The organism is Aeromonas sp. MR16 (assembly GCF_022549315.1).
In the GTDB taxonomy this organism is placed as follows: domain Bacteria; phylum Pseudomonadota; class Gammaproteobacteria; order Enterobacterales; family Aeromonadaceae; genus Aeromonas; species Aeromonas aquatica.
Window position 1 is genome coordinate 21622 of sequence record NZ_JAKZFK010000001.1, and the last position, 20453, is coordinate 42074.

Genomic DNA, 20453 nt, shown 5'->3' on the forward strand with positions numbered 1-20453 from the left:
CTTTGGGGTCTTCATGGATCCTTAACTTGGTATTTAGAGCATGGGAAAAGGAATTGATGGCGCCACTGTTGCGCCTAAAGAGCGTATTAATATCAAATATGTGCCGGCAACCGGCGGTCAGCAGGCGGAAATTGAGCTTCCGTTGACCATGATGGTGGTTGGCAACATGAAAGGACGTACGGAAGAGACCCCCATTGAGGAGCGTCAGACCGTCTCCATCGACAAGAATAATTTTTCTTCCGTCATGAAAGAATCTGCACTGGAGCTGAAATTTTCCGTTCCCAATCGCCTGGAAGAGAACAGCCAGGACGACTTGCCCGTGTCGATCAAGATCCAGTCCCTGGAAGACTTCACCCCAGACAGCGTTGCCCAGCAAGTGCCCGAGTTGCGCAAGCTGCTGGAACTGCGTGAGGCGCTGGTTGCCCTGAAAGGACCCCTGGGAAATATCCCGTCCTTCCGCAATCGTTTGCAGGATCTGCTGTCCAGTGGCGAGGCTCGCGAGCAACTGCTCAAGGAGCTGGATCTGATTAAGCCTGCCGAGTGATCTGCAGATTAATTAACTGATCGATAAGGAAAAATTATGTCTCAGGTCGAAGAACAGGTTCAAGCGGGGGCGAGTGTTGCCTCCTCGTCCTTGCTGGACGAAATCATGGCGCAGGCCCGTATCACGCCGGTGGACGAGGGTTACAGTGTCGCCAAGCAGGGGGTCGCCGCCCTGATCGCCAACATTCTGGACAGCGGTACAACCACGGATCCGGTCAACAAGGCGCTGGTGGACAGCATGATTGTCGAGCTCGACAAGAAGCTGAGCAAGCAGATGGATGTCATCCTGCACGCCAAAGAGGTGCAGGAGCTGGAATCCTCTTGGCGTTCACTCAAGCTGCTGGTGGATCGCACCGATTTTCGTGAGAACATCAAGATCCAGGTGCTGCATGCGACTAAAGAGGAACTGCTGGAAGATTTCGAATTTTCACCTGAAATCACCCAGTCTGGCCTCTATAAACATGTCTATTCGACCGGCTATGGCCAGTTTGGTGGTCAACCCATCGGCACCGTGATCGGCGACTATGCCTTCACCCACAGCGCCCCCGACATCAAGCTGATGCAGTATGTCAGCGCGGTCGGTGCCATGGCCCATGCCCCCTTCATCTCCTCCGTCGCCCCGGCCTTCTTCGGCGTCGACAGCTTCACCGATCTGCCGTCCATCAAGGATCTCAAGTCGGTGTTCGAAGGCCCGGCCTACACCAAGTGGCGCTTGTTGCGTGAGTCAGAGGATGCCCGTTATCTGGGGCTGACCGCGCCGCGTTTCCTGGCGCGTCTGCCGTACGATCCGACCGAGAACCCCATCAAGGGCTTCAATTATCAGGAAGACATCAGCTCGGATCACGACCACTACCTGTGGGGCAACACCGCCTATCTGATGGGTACCTCCCTGACCGACAGTTTCGCCAAGTACCGCTGGTGCCCGAACATCATAGGCCCCCAGAGCGGCGGCGCCATCCAGGACCTGCCGGTGCATGTCTACGAGGCCATGGGTCAGTTGCAAGCCAAGATCCCGACCGAGGTGCTGATCACCGACCGTCGTGAATACGAGCTGTCCGAAGAGGGTTTCATTACCCTGACCATGCGCAAAGACAGTGACAACGCGGCCTTCTTCTCCGCCAACTCGGTGCAAAAACCCAAGGTGTTCCCGAACACCAAGGAAGGCAAGGAAGCGGAGACCAACTACAAGCTGGGTACCCAGCTGCCCTACATGTTCATCATCAATCGCCTGGCACACTACATCAAGGTGTTGCAGCGCGAGCAGATCGGCTCCTGGAAGGAGCGTCAGGATCTGGAGCGTGAGCTGAACGGCTGGATCAAGCAGTACGTGGCCGATCAGGAGAATCCGCCGGCAGACGTGCGTAGCCGTCGTCCGCTGCGCGCCGCCCAGATCAAGGTACTGGACGTGGAAGGTGAGCCGGGCTGGTATCAGGTCGCCATGGCCGTGCGTCCGCACTTCAAGTACATGGGCGCCAGCTTCGAGCTGTCCCTGGTGGGTCGTCTGGACAAGGAATAATGGCCGATGCCGTCTCTCTCTTCCTGGGATAGAGGAAATGCGGCCAGCCTGTTTGACAGGATCCGGGGGGAGGGGCTGGTTCCTTCCCCCCGCTCGGAAGTTGATGAACTGGTGGATTCTGTCAAACGGCAGCTCGATCAGATCCTCAACACCCGTCCCGGCAATTGTCGCAGTGCCCCGGAGCTGGGCGTCATCGATCTCAATGACGCCACTCAGGGCAGTGCCGATATCAAGGGACGGATCCGTGAGGCGATCCGGCAATGCATCCGTCGGTATGAACCGCGGATCATTCACGTGGAAGTCCGTTCACCCGACCATCAGGCGAGCCCGCTCGAGATGTCGTTTCAGGTGACGGCCCACGTGAGGCTGGAGCACATCGAACAGGTTACCTCGTTCAACGTCCACATGGACAGTCACCGTCACTACCGCATGGTCTGATCAATGTCGCTGGAACATTACTTCAGGGATGAACTGGCATTTTTGCGCCTGCAAGGGCGCGAATTTGCCGATGCCTATCCCGAACTCACCCGTTTCTTGTCCGAGCAAAATACGGATCCGGATGTCGAGCGCCTGCTGGAAGGCTTCGCGTTTCTCACCGGCAACCTGCGCGCCAAGATCGAGGATGAGTTCCCCGAGCTGACCCATGGTCTGCTCAATATGCTCTGGCCCAACTATCTGCGCCCCGTGCCCAGCATGACCATCATGCAGTTCTCGGTCATTCCGGGCGCCATCACCCAACCTGCGCTGGTCAAGCAGGGTTGTCAGCTCGACAGCCTGCCCATCGACGAGGTGACCTGTCACTTCCAGACCAGCCATGACGCCTGGATCTACCCGGCCGATATCCGCCATATCGCCTCTCAGAGTGGCAACGATCTCTCCACCATCTCGCTGGATATCGCCCTCCATGCCCCCTTGCCGCTCAGTGAATTGCAGCTCGACAAGCTGCGCTTCTTCCTCGGCGGGGACAGTTATACCGCCTATGAGCTCTACTTCTGGCTCTCCAACCAGCTCTCCCATATGGAGCTGGAGATAGACGGCAAGCGCTTTCGCCAGGAGGCCAAGGCCCTCAAGCCCATCGGCTTCGAGCGCGACGATGCGCTCTTGCCCTATCCGAACAACGTCTACTCCGGCTATCGCATCCTGCAGGAGTATTTCTGCTTCCCACAGAGCTTCCTGTTCTTCGAGCTCAGTGGTGATGATTGGCCCAGGCAGCCTCTGCCGGTCAGCGAGTTCAAGATCCACTTCTGCTTCGACAAACCGCTGCCCGCCGAGCTCAAGATCCGCCCCGACTCCTTCATGCTCAACTGCGTACCGGCCATCAATTTGTTCCGGCACGACAGCGAGCCGGTCAACCTCAACGGTCGTCAGGCGGAGTATCCGCTCAAGGCGAGCTACCGTCACGCGGACAGCTTCGAGATCTTCTCGGTCGACGAGGTGGAAGGCTGGGTGGAGGGCAACCTGGGCCGTTCTCGTGGCACGCCGCGCATCTATCAGCCGTTCGAGAGCTTCCAGCACCAGATTGAGCGGGCCAAACAGCGGCTGGCGCTCTACTACCGGGTCCGGGTCAGGGAAGCGGTCAGCGGGGACGGCTTCGAGCACAGCCTCTCCTTCGTGCGCGGGGATGAGACCACCACGGTCGAATTGGATGAATCCATCTCCGTCACCCTGACCTGCACCAATCGCTCCCGCGCCGCCACCCTCAAGGTCGGCAACATCTGTGTGCCGACCGGCAGTTCGCCCTCGTTTGCCACCTTCCGCAACCTGATCCGGCCGACCCGGCCATTGCGCCCGGCGCTCGATGGCAGTCTGCACTGGACCCTCATTTCCAACCTGTCGCTGAACTATGTCTCTTTGCTGCGCCGGGATGCCCTGGTGCAGGTGCTGCGCACCTATGATTTCCCGGCGTTGCACGACAAGCAGGCCGAGCAGGCCTCGCGCAAGCGGCTGGCGGGGATCGAGGAAATTGAGACCACCCCGGTCGATCGGTTGGTGCGCGGCATGCCGGTGCGGGGGCTCAAGTCGGTGCTGCACGTTCGCCAATCCGCCTTTGGCAGCGAGGGGGAGCTCTATCTGTTCAGCACAGTGCTGGCGCACTTCTTCTCGCTGTATGCCAGCGTCAATGCCTTCCACCTGCTTGAGGTGGTCAATCTCGACAACAAGGAGCGTTACCAGTGGCCAGTCCAGATCGGTCAACACTCCCTGATGTGACGTCCGCCAAGGACGCGCCGCGCTTCAATTTTTTTCAGCTGGTTGAGCTGCTCAACCGGCTGGATGGCGCCGATCAGGAGCGGGGGCTCGACTACCTGCCAAGCGACGAGGGGATCCGCTTCAAGGCGACCGCCTCTCTGGGCTTTCCTACCAGCGACGTGCTGCAGATTGGCCGTGACGACAAGGGTCGCCATGAGCTGGAGGTGGCCTTCCTCGGTCTGCATGGCAGCCAGTCTCCCATGCCCGGTTATTACCTCGATTCTCTGGCGTGGGAGTACGCGCAAGGGGAGCAGAAACTCGGCCTGTTCCTGGACTTTTTCCATCACAGGCTGCTGACCCTGCTGCACCGGATCTGGCGCAAGTATCGCTACCACGTGCGCTTTCAGGACAACGGCGAGGATGGGTTCTCCCGCCTGATGTTCGCTCTGGTGGGGCTCGGCAACGAGGCGGTCTGCCGCAGTCTGCCGGTCAACCGCGCCAAGATGCTCTCCTACGCGGGCATGCTGGCCAGCCCCAGCCGCTCCCCCGAGGTGGTGGCAGGTCTGGTGGCGCACTGCTTCGATCTGGCGGAAGTGGAGGTCAATGCCTGGCAGTGGCGCCGGGTGCCCATCCACCAGGATCAGCAGAACCGGCTGGGCAGTGCCTGCGCCACCCTGGGGGGAGATTTTGTCATCGGCGACAAGGTGAACGACTGCGCGGGAAAATTTTTATTGAAGATCAACAACCTGAGTTTTGGACATTTTCTCGGGTTTCTCCCGAACGGGGAGCATTTCCATGCCCTGGTGACCTTTGTCTCCTTCATCCTGCGTGACCAGCTGGCCTGGGATCTGCGACTCGGCTTCGGCCAGGAGCAGGCCAGGGGGCTGCGATTGGGGGAGGAGCAGAGTGCGCGCCTGGGCTGGAGCTCCTTCCTCGGCCAGCCGCCGAGTGACCCGTTTGTGACCATTTGTGTGCAGGAATAAGTGCAGGAGTGAATGTGGACGATTTTAACCAGCAACTTTCCCTGGTGGTGCTCAACAGCGAGCAGCTCGATGGCAACCAGCAGGTGCAGTATCGCTTCGATGAAATGGGCGGTTCCCTCGGGGCTTCCGAGCAGGATGACTGGCACCTGCGAGACAGGCTGGGTGCCGTCATGCCGGCCCACGCCCGAGTCGAGCACCATGATGGCCGCTTCTGCCTGTGCGATCTGAGCGGTCAGACCTACATCAATGGCGCGACCTCCCCCATAGGGCGGGCGCGCAAGGTGCACTTGGAGCAGGGGGACGAGCTGATCGTCGGCCCGTTCAGGTTGAAGGCCTATCTCGGTGCCATCACCCCGGAGCAGAGCCTGCAGCAGGTGCTGGGCAACCGTCCCACCGAGCAGTTGGACGAGTGGCTGACCAGCGATGAGCCCGGGATCCGCCAGGACGATCCCCATGCACTGGCACTCGATCCCCTGCTGGCGCTGCAGCATGAGCGCTCTGCCCTGACTCCCCTGGTCGACCCCCGTCGCCAGAGCGACCTCCACCCGCAACCGGATATGGAACATCCGTCCCTGTCCCCCTTTTCTGCCCTCGAGAACACCATGACCCAAGAATTTCTGGATATGCCCTCCATCGAGAATCACCCCGATTACCTCCCGCCATTGGACGGGGTCGACCACGTTGCCCTGACCCCGCTGATGCGCGGCCTGGGTCAGCCCTTGCAACTGCAAGATACCCAGCAGGCCCACGACATGCTCGAGGAGATGGGCAAGACGGTGCGCGCCATGGTGGAAGGCTTGTTGAAGCTGCAAAGCGATCAGGCGGCGCTGGCGGACAGGCACCTGCGCCCCATCGAGGACAACCCGCTGCGGCTCGGGCTCGGTTATGACGAGACCCTGGCGGTGATGTTCGCCGAGCAGAAGAGCCCGGTACACCTGACGGCCCCGGCGGCGGTGGCCGAGAGCCTGCGTAACGTGCGCATCCACCATGTGGCGAACCAGCAGGCGATCGGCGCGGCGCTCGACAGCATACTGCAGGCCTTCTCGCCGGATGCCCTGGTCGGCCGTTTCGAGCACTACCGCCGCACCGGTACCCCGGGCATGGCCGACGAGGGCTGGGCCTGGAACATGTACCAGCACTACTACCGCGAGCTCACCTCCGCCCGTCAGCAAGGCTTCGACAAGCTGTTCCACCAGGTCTATGCCCAGGCATATGACCAGGCCGTGCGTCAGCAACAGGGACTGATTTGATGATGCGAGTGGTGATGCTGGGCGCCTGTCTGCTGGCCCTGGCGGGCTGTACCACCATGGGCAAGATGGCCGATGTGGCCATGAACCCGGATATCCAGGTGGGGAGCAAGGATGATCAACCCTCGACCCTGGGGTTGAGCCTGCTGGCCGAGCCGGACGTCAATCCCAACGAGAGCGGAGAGGCGGCTCCTGTCGAGTTTCAGGTGGTACTGCTGGCGGAAGACTCCAAGCTGCTCGCCACCGACTACGACCAGGTGACCGAGGATGTGGAGAAGGCGCTTGGCAAGAACTACCTGGATCATCAGGACTACACCCTGCTGCCGGGGCAGTTCAAGTATCTGCCCCCCATCAAGCTCGACGAGAAGACCCGTTACATCGGGGTGATCGCCCGCTACGCCGATCCGGACAGCGCCGAATGGCGCAAGGTCATCAAGGTCAAGAGCACGGGCCGTGCCTATCAAATCCTGGTTCATCTGCGTCTGGATGAAGTGGAACTACAACAAGAAGAAGAATGACCATGTCGAGTCGAAATCGGGTTATCTGGCGTGAGGGGCTCTTCATCAAGCCCCAGCACTTCCAGCAACAGCAAAGGCATTCGGAGTACGCGCTGCACGCTCGCCTGAGCGCGCTGTCCGACTATTTCTACGGGCTGCAGACGCTGGTCATCAACGAGGACTATCTGGGGTTTGGCCGCATCGCCCTGGTGGGGGCTACCGGCATCTTGCCGGACGGCACCGTCTTCAATATTCCCAACGACGATGTGCTGCCGACCCCGCTGGAAGTCACCGATGCCTCGGTGGCGAACCAGAAGATCTATCTGGCGCTGCCGCTCTCGGTGAGCGGGGTCAACGAGGTCAATCAGGGGGGCCAGGTGGCCACCCGACTGCAGGCCCATCGCCACGATGTGCGCGATCTGCATAGCGAAGGGGGGGACGTGGTCTCCCTCGAGGTGGGACGGGTCAGTCTGCGGCTGATGCTGGAGCGCGAGGACCGTAGCGCCTATGCCTCCCTGGCCATCGCCCGCATCCTGGACAAGCGCCCGGACGGCGGCCTGGTGCTGGATCCGAACTTCATGCCCTGCAGCATCAGCGTCTCCGCCATCCCGACTCTCAAACGCTTCCTCGGCGAGTCGGCGGGCCTGGTGGCCGAGCGGGCCCGTAGCCTCTCCCAGCGCATCGCGGCGCCCGGTCAGCAAGGGGTCGCCGACGTGGCCGAATTCATGATGCTGCAACTGCTCAACCGGGCCCAGCCCCAGCTCTCCCATCTTGCCCGCCTCGGCACCCTGCATCCGGAGCGGCTGCACGAGGCCCTGGTGCAGATCTGCGGCGAGCTGATGACCTTCACCGACGAGTCCCGCCTGCCGCCGGAGTTTGCCGCCTATCGCCACGACGATCAGCAGCTGAGCTTCGAGCCTGTGATGTTGGCCCTGCGTCAGGCTCTGAGCACAGTGTTGTCGCCGAGGGCCGTCTCCATCCAGCTGCGCAAGCACCAGTACGGCGTCATGGTGGCCGTGGTGGGGGAGAGCGAGCTGATGCAAAGCGCCGACTTCGTGCTGGCGGTGCGGGCCCGCATGCCGCAGGAGCAGCTGCGCAAGCAGTTGCTGCAGCAGACCAAGGTGGCCTCCAGCGACAAGATCCGCGAACTCATCAGCCTGCAGCTGCCGGGCATTCCGCTGCTGCCGCTGCCGGTGGCCCCGCGCCAGCTGCCCTATCACGCCGGTTACAGCTACTTCCAGCTCGACAGGCAGAGCCCGGCCTGGCAGATGCTGGCGGTGGGCAACACCCTCGCCTTCCACATCGCCGGCGACTTCCCGGAGCTCGACATGCAGCTCTGGGCCATTCGCAGCCAGTGATCCCATCAAGGAATAAGCACAGATGACCACGGACATTCTCAAGAACGAGCACCTCAGCGATCTGCTGTTCGATCATGCCGAGCAGCTGGACATGGACTCGGACCATTGGTTCCGCCTGCGGGGCCAGAGCATCAATCCCATGATCGATGCCGTGACCCCCTTGCTCGGGCTGGTGCAGCGGGTACGCCTGCTGTCACGTCATGATCGGGTGCCCGAGCTCTACCAGCGGGTGGTGACCGAGATCCAGGCCATCGAGCAGGAGCTGATGGCCCAAGGCTACGAGAATGGCGTGGTGCTCTCGTTTCGCTACATCCTCTGCACCTTCATCGATGAGGCCGTGATGGGCCGCGACTGGGGCAGCCAGAGCGAATGGTCTGAGCACTCCCTGCTGACCCGCTTCCACAACGAGACCTGGGGCGGGGAGAAGGTGTTCGTGCTGCTCGCCCGCCTGCAGGAAGATCCGGTGCGTTATCGCGACATCCTGGAGTTCATCTACCTGTGCCTGTGTCTCGGTTTCGAGGGACGCTACAAGGTGATGAGCAAGGGGCAAGGCGAGTTCGAGCGCATCGTCAAACAGCTGCACAAGCAGCTCTCCCCCGAGGCGAATGGCGAGGCCCCCAGCGTATTTCACCTGGACCTCGGCCAACAGGCCTCCCGCTACCAGCTGCGCAAGCAGGTGTCCCTGCGCAGCCTGTTCATGGGGGGGGCCGTGGTGCTGGCCATCATCTTTGGCCTCTATCACCAGCAACTCAATAACCAGACCCAGGACGTTCTGCGTCAACTGGGCGAATTATTAAAATAATATCCTGAGGAGAGCACGCCTTGATTCGTATAGAGCTACCGGTACTGGTGGAAAGACTCAATCCCATCTGTCGTCACATGCTGGAGGAGGCCGCGGCCCTCTGCGTCAACCACCAGGGGGCCGAGATCCGCATCGAGCACCTGCTGCTGAAGATGCTGGACACCCCGCTGTCCGACGTGCGCCAGATCCTGAAAAGGGCCGAGGTGGAGGTGGACGAGCTGCGCACCCTGCTGCAACCCTCCCATGCCGACAGCAGCTATGGTCAGGGTTACCCCTCCTTCTCGCCCCTGCTGGTGGAATGGTTGCAAGACAGCTGGCTGCTGGCCTCCGCCGAGTTGCAACATGTCCAACTGCGCAGCGGCATGTTGCTGCTGGTGCTCTTGATGACACCCCAGCGTTATCTGCCTGGCTCGGCCACCCGGCTGCTGGCCAACGTCAACCGCGAGTTGCTGCGCCAGCAGTTTGATGACTGGGTGAAAGAGTCCTCAGAGACGCAAGTGATCGTTCCTGCCAACGGCAACCCCACCCAGGCGGCCTTGCCGACCGATGCCAGCCTGCTGGCCCGCTTCACCGTCAACGTGACCGAGCAGGCCCGCCAGGGGACCCTGGATCCCGTGCTATGCCGGGATCACGAGATCGATCTGATGATCGACATCCTCTCCCGCCGCCGCAAGAACAACCCCATCGTCGTGGGGGAGGCGGGGGTCGGCAAGAGCGCCCTCATCGAGGGGCTGGCCCTGCGCATGGTGGCGGGTCAGGTGCCCGAGAAGCTGCGCGGCGTGGAGCTGATGACCCTGGATCTCGGCGCCATGCAGGCCGGTGCTTCGGTCAAGGGGGAGTTCGAGAAGCGCTTCAAGGGGGTGATGCAGGAGGTCAAGGACGCGGTGCGCCCCGTTATCCTGTTCATCGACGAGGCTCACACCCTGATCGGGGCCGGCAACCAGGCCGGTGGGCTGGATGTCTCCAACCTCATCAAGCCGGCGCTGGCCCGGGGTGAGCTGCGTACCATCGCCGCCACTACCTGGGGGGAGTACAAGAAATACGTGGAGAAAGACGCGGCCCTGTCCCGTCGCTTCCAGCTGGTGAAGGTGGGTGAGCCCGACGCAGAGGAGGCCACCGTGATCCTGCGCGGCCTGCGCAGCATCTACGAGAAGGCCCACGGAGTGCTGATCGACGAGGAGGCACTGCAGGCCGCGGCCCAGCTCTCAGCCCGCTACATTTCCGGTCGTCAGCTACCGGACAAGGCGATCGATGTGCTCGACACCGCCTGCGCCCGAGTCGCCATCAATCTCACCACGCCGCCGCGCGCCGTCAGCCACCTGCAAAACGCGCAGCGTCAGCGCGAGCTGGAGATCCGCCAGCTGGCGCGCCAGAGCCTGATCGGTCTGGGTGACAACGCCGAACGCCTGGCCGAGCTGCACGCCGCCCAGTCTGCCTGCCGCGAAGCGCTGGTGGAGCAGGAGGCCCAGTGGCAACAGCAGCAGGGGCTGGTGCAGCAGATAGTGGCGCTGCGGGCCGCCTTGCTTGCAGACGAGCAGGATGAGTTGCTGACCAGAGAGGCGCTGGATCTGGCGGATGCCCCCCTGGATCCGCAAGCCGCCGCCGAGGCGCTGGCCGGGCTCGAGCGCGAGCTGGCCGCCCTGCAGCAGGGCGCGGTATTGGTCTCGGCGCACGTGGACAAGACCCAGGTCGCGGCCGTGATCGCCGAGTGGACAGGGGTGCCGCTCAATCGCATCTCCCAGGGGGAGCTCGACGTGGTGACCCGGCTGCCGGAGTACCTGGGGGATCTCATCAAGGGGCAGGATGTGGCGGTAGCCCATCTGCACAAGCACCTGCTGACCGCCCGCGCCGACTTGCGCCGCCCGGGTCGCCCCCTTGGCGCCTTCCTGCTGGTGGGGCCGAGCGGGGTCGGCAAGACCGAGACCGTGCTGCAAATTGCCGAGTTGATGTTCGGCGGCCGCCAGTATCTCACCACCATCAACATGTCCGAGTATCAGGAGAAGCACACGGTCTCGCGCCTCATCGGCTCGCCGCCGGGCTATGTGGGCTTTGGCGAGGGGGGCGTGCTGACCGAGGCCATTCGCCAGAAACCCTACTCTGTGGTGCTGCTGGACGAGGTGGAGAAGGCTCACCCGGACGTGCTCAACCTCTTCTATCAGGCGTTCGACAAGGGCGAGCTGGCGGACGGGGAAGGGCGCATCATCGACTGCAAGAACGTGGTCTTCTTCCTCACCTCCAACCTCGGCTTCCAGACCATCGTCGACCATGCCGAGCAGCCAGAGGCGCTGCTGGATGCGCTCTATCCCGAGCTCGCCGCCTTCTTCAAGCCGGCGTTGCTGGCGCGCATGGAGGTGATCCCCTATCTGCCGCTCGGTCACGACACCCTGGTAGAGATAGTGGGTGGCAAGCTCAGCCGTCTGGTGAAGCTGCTCAAGGAGCGCTTCGGTGCCGAGGTGGAGCTGGACGAGGAGGTGGCCGAGGAGATTCTGCGCCGCGCCAATCGCAGCGAGAACGGGGCCCGCATGCTCGAGTCCGTCATCGACGGTGCCCTGCTGCCGCCCGTCTCGCTGCAGCTGCTACAGCGTCTGGCGGCCGGTGAGCCCATCAACCGGGTGCGTTTCTTCGTGGCCGATCAGCAGTTCGTGGCCGAGGTGGGGGCTTGAACATGGAACAAGCCCTCGCCTTTGCCCTCGAATTGACCGAGCAGCGCGACGAGCCGCACCTGTGCCAATGGTGGTCACAGGTGTTGCACGCCAGCTTCCAGCCAAAGGGCATGTTGCTCGGCATGCTGGAGGTGAGCGGTCGCCAGCTGGCGTGCAGTGGCTGGGTCAAGGGGCAGGCCGTCAGCCTCTCCCTGGCGGTGGATGACTTCTCCCACCCCCTTGCCTATGTGCTGCACAAGGCCCAGCCCCGCACCTGGGACTCCCTTCACGGGGGGGCCCGCATCGAACACAAGGAATTTCGTGCCCTGCTCTCCAACCTCGGCCAGCAGTGCGGCCTGCACGCCTTTCCCTTGCTGGACGGCGGCGGCAAGCCGTTCGCCGTGCTGGCCATGATGGACTGCGCGGAGCAACTGCAGGAGTGGACACTGGGTCCCGAGTTGGCCCAACTCTCCCAGGTGTTCTGCAACCAGCTCACCCTCATTCGGGATCTGGGGCGCAGCCGCCGGGATCAGAGCGTGCTGCGAGATTCATTGCGCCAGATAAAAGGGGAGGGGCAGGTCAAGAAGCAGCACGAGAAGCTGCTGGCAGACCAGTTGGTAGGGCAATCTGCGGTGATCTGCGGGTTGCGCGAGCAGGTCCATCAGGCGGCGCAGCACAAGCTGACCGTGCTCATCCAGGGGGAAACCGGCAGCGGCAAGGAGGTGGTCGCCCGGCTGGTGCACCAATGCTCCGATCGTGCCGCCAAGCCGTTTGTGGCCATCAACTGCGCCGCCATCCCGGAGAACCTCATCGAGAGCGAGCTGTTTGGTTACCAGAAGGGGGCCTTCTCCGGTGCCCTGACCAACAAGGCCGGGCTGGTGGCCCAGGCCAACGGCGGCACCCTGTTTCTGGACGAGGTGGGGGACATGCCCGCCGCCATGCAGGCCAAGCTGCTGCGGGTGCTGGAGACCCGCAGCTACCGGCCTCTGGGGGCCGAGCAGGAGAGCCACTCCGATTTTCGGCTCATTGCCGCCACCCATCAACCCCTCAGCCGCCAGGTGGAGGAGGGGCAGTTTCGTGCCGATCTCTATCATCGGCTCTGCCAGTGCCTGCTGCTGATTGCCCCCCTGCGCGAGCACATGGACGACGTGCCCATGCTGTGCCAGCACTTCATGGCCCAGTTTGCCGAGCAGGATGGCAAGGCGCTTGGCGGGTTGCACCGCCAGTTCCAGAAGCAGCTGCAGAGTTATGACTTCCCCGGCAACGTGCGCGAACTGCGCAACCTCCTGGAGGTGGCCTGCGCCCACACTCGCCACGGGGAAGAGGTGGTGCTGGAGGCCTTGCCGCCGGAGCTCAAGGAGAGGGTCTGCGTGGAGCTGCCGGGGATGCTGGACAATTACAACCACATTCGCGACCTGCGCCAGGCCATGCAGCTGTACGAGGCCTCGGTCATCGAGGCGCGGCTGCGTTATTTCCAGGGCAACCGCATGCGGGTGGCCGAGAGCCTGAACATTCCCAAGCGCACCCTGGATCACAAGTGCCAGAAGCTGGAGGTGAACTGATGAGCGTCCTCACCCTGTTGCCCCTGCTACTGGCGAGCGCCGCCGTGCCCCAGCCAGGCGCTCAGCCAGACATGGCCGGTTGGCAGCAGTGCCGGCGCGAGCCATCCCCGCTGATCCGGCTAGCCTGCTACGACGCCCTCGGCAGTGGCCCCGACACCGAGTCAGGCGCCGGGGCTATGTCTGCCGCCTGGCAAGCCATCCGGGATCAGGAGCAGAGTCGCACCCCCGAGAGCCCCCCCTTCCTGCTGCAAAGCGATCCCGCTCGTGGCAGCGAGATCCTGACCCGCCCGGCCCTGCGTGGGGCGACGCTTTCCATCGGCTGCGTCGACAGCATCACCCACATTCGGCTGCGGCTGGATGCGCCCTGGGTCGGCGAGGGGGTACAGATTGAGCTCGACGGCTCGCCCGGCAACAGCGCCCAGAGCTGGTTTATCCGGGATCGGGGGTTGCTGCTGGAATATGGCCGTGGCCTGCCGGCCATCGAGGAGCTCAAGCGCTGGCTGGGCCATCGCGAGTTGCAACTGCGAGCCGACAACGGCACTCAGGCTCGGGCCGCTAACGGCGTCGTGCTGCGGGTCGATCTGAGCGGCCTGAAAGAGGCGCTGGTCCCCCTGCGTCAGCAGTGTCGCTGGTAGGGGGCGCCATGAGCTATCAACACCCCTGGTGTGCCCGCCTGCTCGCCAACTTGCCGGATGAACAGATAAAGAACGCCGTGCTGGCCGACGAGCCGCGCTGGGACTATGTGGAGACCGAACTGGTCAAGCTGGGATCCTTGGCTCACGCCCAGGTGGATCTCAATGCGGTGGCCGAGGCTTGCCTCAGCCTGCTGGAGACGCGCACCAAGGACATGCGGGTGCTGGCCCAACTGCTGCGCTGCCTGCAACACCCGGCCAAGACGACCCCCATGGGGGCGGCGCTGAGCCTGCTGGAGTCCTGGATCCGTGCCTACTGGTTGCTGGCCTGGCCCGGCAATGCCAGCCAGAAGCAGCGGCTGATGGTGCAGATCGTCAAGCGTTTCGAGGGGGCGCTGCCACGCGTCTGCGAGAGCGCCTCGGCGGCCGAGTTGGCCCAGTTGCTGGCTCAGGCCGAGCAGCTCGGTGCCTGCTGGCTGGTGCAGTGTCCGGACAAGGGAGAACTGCTCGATCCGCTGTTGATGGGGTTGAAGCGGGCCCAGCGCCAGCAGGCTGCACAGGCAGAGGCCGATGGTGCCTCATCTCCTGTGTCGGGCGCTGTGAACACGGCTTCCCATGTCGGTCAGGGCACGGATGCCATGGTGCTCAGTGGTGGCGCCAAGGCACAGGGCATCGAGATCGACAGCTCCAACGACCGGACCTGGCGCCAGACCCAGCTCAAGGTGGCACAACTGCTCATCGAGCGTCAGCCGGAGGCGGCGGTGGGCTATCGCCTGCGCCGTCACGCCATCTGGGCGGGTATCACCACTGCGCCCATGACGTCCTCGGGCAATAAAACCCAGCTGGCGCCCATGTCGGTGGACATGGTGAACGAATACCGCGCCGCCATGGGGGCGCCGGATCTGGCGCTCTGGCAGCGGATCGAGCAGAGCCTGACCCTGGCGCCTTACTGGTTCGAGGGCCATCGCCTCTCGGCCCAGGTGGCGGACAAGCTCGGGTTTGGCGCACCGGCCCAGGCCATCGCCCAGGAGCTCGATAGCTTTCTGCAGCGGCTGCCGGCCCTGCGGGATCTCGGCTTCAGCGACGGCAGCCCCTTTCTTAGCGTGGAGTGCAGCCGCTGGTTGCAACCCGCCAGGGGCGGCGCGGGTGGCGACGGTGACAGCAGCTTGGCCGAAGAGATAGCCCAGCGTCATGGGGAACAGGGCATGGCCGCGGCCCTGACCCTTCTGGATGAACGGATGACGCAGTTGAAGGAGCCCAGAGCCCGCTTCCATGCCCAGTTGGTGCAGGCGGAGCTGCTGGTGCAGGAAGGCATGGAGGCGCTGGCGCGCCAGCACTATCAACACTTGTGGCAAGAGGCGAGTCGCCTTGGATTGGCGCAATGGGAACCCGGATTGGTCAGTCGCCTGGAGCAACAGGCGGCTGCATTGCCGAAATAAGTGTCGAAATGAGTCATTGAGTCGGAGCTGGATCACATTTTATGTTCAAAACCATTTTTACCTTTTTACGGCAACAGCTGCCGAAATTGAAACCCTCCTGGCCCCTGCTCGGTGCCGTGCTCTGGGTTGTCGCCCTGATCCTGGTGTGGTGGCTCGGTCCTCGCCTCGCGATCCGGGATGCCAAGCCGTTCGAGCCGCTATGGGGTCGAGTGGTGTTCACCCTGCTGTGGCTCTGGCTGCTGCTGGGGGGGCTCTCCTGGCGGATGTGGCGCAAGATGCAGCAACTCAAGGCCGAGCGCCAGCACGAGGTCGTGCTGGAGCAGGATCCGGTGAAGGGGCTGCTCGATCGGCAGGCGCTGTTCCTCAATCGCTGGTTGCAGGCCCTCGACGAGCACCTCGGCAAAGGGGCGCTCTACGCCATGCCCTGGTATCTGGTGCTGGGCCTGCCCGGCAGCGGCAAGAGCAGCCTGATCCACCGCGCCAACCCGGCCAACAAGCTTAATCCCAGGCTGGATACCGAGCTCAGGGATCTGGCGCAGGATCAGCTGATCGACTGCTGGCTGGGGGAGCAGGCGGTGATGCTGGATCCCGCCGGCGAGCTCTTGTCCCAGTCCGAACCCGAGCTGGATCCGCTGGCGCGCAAGCACGAGCGGCTCTGGCTGCATCTGCTGAACTGGCTCAGCGAGCACCGTCGCCGCCAGCCTCTCAACGGCCTGGTGTTGACGGTGGACTTGGCCTGGCTCTCCCACGCCAGCGTGGCCGAACGCAAGGCCTATGCCCAGCTGATGCGCGCGCGCCTGCAGGAGGTGTCAGCCACCATGAACACCCGGTTGCCGCTCTATGTCACCTTCACCAAGCTGGATCTGCTGCGCGGCTTCGACGTGGTATACGAGCAGCTCGACAAGGAGGCCCGCGAGGCCGTGCTGGGGGTGACCTTCAACCCGACCGATGGCAACGGCTGGCAGCAGGAGCTGACCCGGTTCTGGGATCAGTGGGTGGACAACCTCAACCAGAACCTGCCCGAAATGATGCTGGCCCGCCTCGATGCCGGTCAGCGCAGCGCCCTGTTCTCCTTCGTGCGCCAACTGGCGGGCCTCAAGGATTATGTGACCAGCCTGCTCGACGAAACCCTGGCCATAGAGGAGAGCAAGCCGCTGCTGGTGCGCGGTGTCTACATCAGCTCCGTCTATCAGCAGGGGGTGCCGTTCGATGCGTTCGCCCAGGCGGCCTCCCGCCGCTACAACCTGCCGGAACCCATCCACTCGGCCCTGCGCGGGGAGTCCAACACCTATTTCGTGCGCAAGCTGTTCTCCGGCATCATCTTTCCCGAGGCCCATCTGGCCGGGGAGAACCGGCTGCACACCCTCTATCGCCGTCGTCGCATGACCATAGGGCTGGGTTGCCTGTCCCTGTTCTCGGCGGCCCTCATCGGTGGTTGGCACCATTTCTACCGGGTCAATGAGGAGGCCGGTCGCAACGTGCTGACCAAGGCCCAGGCCTTCACCAGTACCCGGGAGCTGACCGATGATCACGCCTTCGGGGTGAGCCAGTTGCCGCGCCTGAACCTGATTCGCGAGGCGACCCTCTCCTTTGGCAACTACCGCGAGCGTACCCCGCTGGTGGCGGATCTCGGCCTCTATCAGGGGGACGAGATCGGCCCCTATGTGGAAGGCTCCTACCTGCAACTGCTGAGTCTGCGCTTCCTGCCCGCCCAGATGCAGGGGCTGCTGAATGATCTCGAGCGGGCGCCGGCTGGCAGCGAGGAGAAGCTCGCCATCCTGCGGGTAATGCGGATGCTGGACGATGCCTCCGGCCGCAACAAGGAGCTGGTGGCGCAATACATGGCGAGCCGCTGGCAGAAGGCCTTCCCGGGCCAGGGGCCGGTGCAGGAGCAGTTGATGGGGCACCTCGACTATGCCCTGGCTCACACCGACTGGTATGGGGCCAGGGCGGCGCGGGATCAGGGGGCCATCACCGCCTTCGTGCCCTTCAAGGAGCCGGTGTACGGCGCCCAGCGCGAGCTGGGCAAGTTGCCCATGTACCAGCGGGTCTACCAGAACCTGGTGGTGAAGGCGGGGGAGGTGTTGCCGCCGGATCTCAACGTGCGCGACGAGGTGGGGCCGACCTTCGACACCGTCTTCACCCTGCGCAGCGACCAGGCGGGACAGGTGCCGCGCCTGCTGACCTGGCCAGGTTTCAGCGATTTCTTCCTCAAACAGGACAAGGCACTGATCGATCTTACTGCCATGGATGCCTGGGTGCTGGGCCAGCGCAAGCTGAGTCAGCTGAGTGAAGCGGATCGCAAGGAGATCACCCGCCAGGTCAATGAGCGTTATGTCACCGATTACGTCAACCAGTGGCAGAACCTGCTGACCAACCTGGACGTGCAGACCCTGGAGAGCCCCGAGCAGGCGCTGGACGTGCTGACCGCCATCACGGGCAACGATCAACCGTTCCAGCGGGTGCTGGCAGCCCTCGACGACAACACCCGCATCCGCAAGATCTCCGATGTGGAAGGGGATCCGGCCCAGGCCATCACGGCCCGCATCGGCCGTCCCTTTATGGCCACCAACGCGGCGCTGGCCGGTCGTGGTGAGCAGGGTCCCCTCGTCCAGGAGGTGAACCAGAAGCTGGTGGAGCTGCAGCACTATCTGGAGCTCATCGTCAACGCCACCGAGCCGGGCCAGTCTGCCTTGAAAGCAGTACAACTGCGGCTGACCAACAAGTACGCCGACCCGGTGTTTGCGTTGCAGCAGTACGCCCGCGGCCTGCCGGCGCCGCTGGATCGCTGGGTGGGGCAGCTCTCCGAGCAGAGCTCGCGGCTGGTGGTGGATCTCGCCATGTCCTCCCTCAATCAGGAGTGGCAGGACAAGGTGCTGGCCCCCTTCAACAGCCAGCTGGCGGGTCGTTATCCGTTCGAACCGGGTTCGACCAAGGACGTGCCGCTGTCCGAGATGGAGCGCTTCTTCGCGCCGGGTGGGACCCTGGACAGCTTCTACCAGGTCAACCTCAAGCCCATGGTGGAGAGCGGCCTGATGGAGGGGGAGCTCAGTTCCCCCATTCAGAACGAGCTGCTTAAACAGCTGGAGCGGGCCGCCCGCATCCGTCAGATCTTCTTCAGTCAGCAGGGCAATCTGGAGGTGCAGTTTGCCCTCGAGCCCATCGAACTCACCGCCAACAAGCGGCGCAGCGTGCTGAACCTGGACGGCCAGCTGCTGGAATACGCCCACGGCCGACGCACCAAGATCCCGCTGGTGTGGCCCAACACCATGCGCGACGGGGCCGAGAGCAAGATAACCCTGGTGCCGGCTGCCCGCGAGCGCTCCCCGCGCAGCGAAGGCTTCGTCGGCCCCTGGGCCATGTTCCGGCTGATGGACAAGGGAGAACTGACCCAGGTCAACGAGGCGACCTTCGATGTGCGCTTCCCGGTCGATCAAGGCTCCATGACCTATCGCGTCTACACCGACAGCGCGCAAAACCCCTTCACCGGCGGCCTGTTCAGTCAGTTCAGATTGCCTGAATCCCTTTATTGATGAAGCCGGGGGCATCGCTTGCCCCCGCCGTTTTGGAAGCTGCTATGTCAAACAACCAGCAAGGCCAGCAGGCACTGAAAGTGGGGCGTGACCCCAGGATGTTGCCGGAATACGAGGCGCTGCGTGCGGAGATCAACAAGCTCAGCCATGCCTCCCGTCCCGAGGTGGACTGGCACAGGATCCATCAGCTCGCCAGCCAGATCTTCGAAAAACACGGGGTGGATCTGCAGACCGCCATCTACTTCACCCTGGCGCGCTCTCGCCTGCAGGGCTTGAGCGGCTTCACCGAAGGGGGCGAGTTTCTGGCGAACCTCATCGTGACCCAGTGGGAGAGCTTCTGGCCGCCGGTACAGCAGGAGCGGGCCCGCATCGAGATGCTGGACTGGTTCATCGCCCGCATCAGTGACGTCATTCGCCAGTACCCCATCAGCCACGAGGACAAGCGTCTGGTCTACCGCTGTGAGCGGGCGCTGCAGCTCATCAACGAGAAGCTGCACAATGCGGGCTTGAGCCGCATTCCCCGGGTCGAAAACCTGGTGCACTTCATCGAGGGCTACACCCATCTGTTCGATGAGGCCGAGATCGTCATCGTCTCCGATGAGCCGGGTCTCAAAGAGGAGTTGCAGATCCCCCCCATGGTGTTCTTCAAGGCCGACATGGATCAGGACGGCGCCACCTCTGCTTCGGCCACGCCGCATCTGCCCCAGGGCAGCATACTGATCGGTCGCGAGAAGGGGCAGGTCAAACCGACGGTGCTCAAGATTGAGCAGCACAGAAAGCAGCGCCCCGCCTGGTTCTGGTTTGGCTGCGGCCTGCTCAGCTGCGCCCTGCCGGTGGTGGCCTGGTTTGGCTGGCAACATCAGCAAGAGGCGAAGCTGCTGGCCGCCCAGCGCCTGCAGCAGCCGGCCACCGCGTTGCCGCAGGCGCTCAGTTATGACGACATCCGCCAGGCGCGCATCGTGCTGGGGGAGCAGGCCCTGCAGGGGATGGAGAGCGAGCTGGTGGCGCGCTATCAGAGCCAGCTTGCCCGGCTGGAGCAGACCTCGCCGCTCTACTGGTATCGCTATGGGGAGGGGTTGCGCAGCTCGCTGCAGATGCTCTATCCCGATTCACTGGCGGTCAAGGCGCTGGACAAGCAGTGGCAGACGGCGCTGGCCGGTCAGCAGGGAGATGCCATCGGCGTGCCGACCTATCTGGATGCCCGTGCCGGAGTGGATGCCCTGCTCGATCAGTTGCTGGAGCTGGAGCGTCAACGCAAGACGGTGACCATCTCCTACCTCAAGTCCCAGCTCTACGAGGTGCAGAAAAACCTGATGCAGAACATCCCGTTCAGCCTGCGCCTGAGTGAGCTCGAGGCGCGCAAGGCAGCCCAGGAGCCCATCACGGCGGCGGATCTCAAGGGGTTGGAGAACGACCTGAAGGCGCTCAATGTCCGTCTCTATCAATTGCAGCAGGGCAACGGGGGTGGGTGATCGTGCCGACCCGCGCAACAAATTGCGCAAATGGCAGATA

Annotated in this window: 15 protein-coding genes; all 15 read left to right on the forward strand. The window is 63.3% G+C overall.

The window, feature by feature from the left end; translation table 11 throughout:
- Positions 1 to 40 precede the first annotated feature (40 nt).
- From tssB to MM194_RS00160, 15 genes are read left to right on the forward strand one after another with little or no spacing between them, the layout of a single operon-like run.
- Entirely contained in the window at positions 41 to 544 is a 504-nt protein-coding gene (gene tssB, locus MM194_RS00090; protein WP_050720112.1) for a type VI secretion system contractile sheath small subunit, read from the forward strand.
- A gap of 36 nt (positions 545 to 580) precedes the next feature.
- Positions 581 to 2059, forward strand: a complete 1479-nt coding sequence (tssC, locus tag MM194_RS00095) for a type VI secretion system contractile sheath large subunit (RefSeq protein WP_033130028.1) — start codon at positions 581 to 583, stop codon at positions 2057 to 2059.
- Between the two features lie 6 nt (positions 2060 to 2065).
- Positions 2066 to 2497, forward strand: a complete 432-nt coding sequence (gene tssE / locus MM194_RS00100) for a type VI secretion system baseplate subunit TssE (protein WP_033130027.1) — start codon at positions 2066 to 2068, stop codon at positions 2495 to 2497.
- 3 nt (positions 2498 to 2500) lie between these two features.
- Complete coding sequence (tssF, locus tag MM194_RS00105) at positions 2501 to 4267, forward strand: type VI secretion system baseplate subunit TssF (RefSeq protein ID WP_033130026.1); 1767 nt, start codon at positions 2501 to 2503, stop codon at positions 4265 to 4267.
- Positions 4231 to 5229 (forward strand): type VI secretion system baseplate subunit TssG, encoded by a 999-nt coding sequence (gene tssG, locus MM194_RS00110; RefSeq protein WP_033130025.1) that lies wholly within the window; start codon positions 4231 to 4233, stop codon positions 5227 to 5229. The genes tssF and tssG overlap by 37 nt, the downstream gene beginning before the upstream one ends.
- A gap of 14 nt (positions 5230 to 5243) precedes the next feature.
- On the forward strand, positions 5244 to 6479 hold the full coding sequence (gene tagH / locus MM194_RS00115) for a type VI secretion system-associated FHA domain protein TagH (protein WP_033130024.1): 1236 nt from the start codon (positions 5244 to 5246) through the stop codon (positions 6477 to 6479).
- Positions 6479 to 6994 carry a type VI secretion system lipoprotein TssJ gene (tssJ, locus tag MM194_RS00120; RefSeq protein ID WP_033130023.1) on the forward strand — a complete coding sequence of 172 codons (516 nt, stop codon included), beginning with the start codon at positions 6479 to 6481 and terminating at the stop codon, positions 6992 to 6994. Before tagH ends, tssJ begins: the two co-directional genes overlap by 1 nt.
- 2 nt (positions 6995 to 6996) lie before the next feature.
- On the forward strand, positions 6997 to 8331 hold the full coding sequence (tssK, locus tag MM194_RS00125) for a type VI secretion system baseplate subunit TssK (RefSeq protein WP_241342225.1): 1335 nt from the start codon (positions 6997 to 6999) through the stop codon (positions 8329 to 8331).
- Positions 8332 to 8353: 22 nt separating this feature from the next.
- Positions 8354 to 9133 (forward strand): type IVB secretion system protein IcmH/DotU, encoded by a 780-nt coding sequence (gene icmH, locus MM194_RS00130; protein WP_033130022.1) that lies wholly within the window; start codon positions 8354 to 8356, stop codon positions 9131 to 9133.
- A 20-nt stretch (positions 9134 to 9153) separates the two neighbouring features.
- The gene (gene tssH / locus MM194_RS00135; protein ID WP_241342227.1) at positions 9154 to 11796 is read left to right on the forward strand and encodes a type VI secretion system ATPase TssH; all 2643 of its coding nucleotides are present in this window, start codon (positions 9154 to 9156) and stop codon (positions 11794 to 11796) included.
- 2 nt (positions 11797 to 11798) lie between these two features.
- Positions 11799 to 13337 carry a sigma-54 dependent transcriptional regulator gene (locus MM194_RS00140; protein ID WP_241342229.1) on the forward strand — a complete coding sequence of 513 codons (1539 nt, stop codon included), beginning with the start codon at positions 11799 to 11801 and terminating at the stop codon, positions 13335 to 13337.
- Positions 13337 to 13972, forward strand: coding sequence for a type VI secretion system-associated protein VasI (gene vasI / locus MM194_RS00145; RefSeq protein ID WP_033130019.1), 636 nt, complete (start codon positions 13337 to 13339; stop codon positions 13970 to 13972). The genes MM194_RS00140 and vasI overlap by 1 nt, the downstream gene beginning before the upstream one ends.
- A gap of 8 nt (positions 13973 to 13980) precedes the next feature.
- The gene (gene tssA / locus MM194_RS00150) at positions 13981 to 15408 is read left to right on the forward strand and encodes a type VI secretion system protein TssA (protein ID WP_241342232.1); all 1428 of its coding nucleotides are present in this window, start codon (positions 13981 to 13983) and stop codon (positions 15406 to 15408) included.
- 41 nt (positions 15409 to 15449) lie between these two features.
- Positions 15450 to 18941 carry a type VI secretion system membrane subunit TssM gene (tssM, locus tag MM194_RS00155; protein ID WP_241342233.1) on the forward strand — a complete coding sequence of 1164 codons (3492 nt, stop codon included), beginning with the start codon at positions 15450 to 15452 and terminating at the stop codon, positions 18939 to 18941.
- 44 nt (positions 18942 to 18985) lie between these two features.
- Positions 18986 to 20413 carry a VasL domain-containing protein gene (locus MM194_RS00160; RefSeq protein WP_241342235.1) on the forward strand — a complete coding sequence of 476 codons (1428 nt, stop codon included), beginning with the start codon at positions 18986 to 18988 and terminating at the stop codon, positions 20411 to 20413.
- Positions 20414 to 20453: the final 40 nt, after the last annotated feature.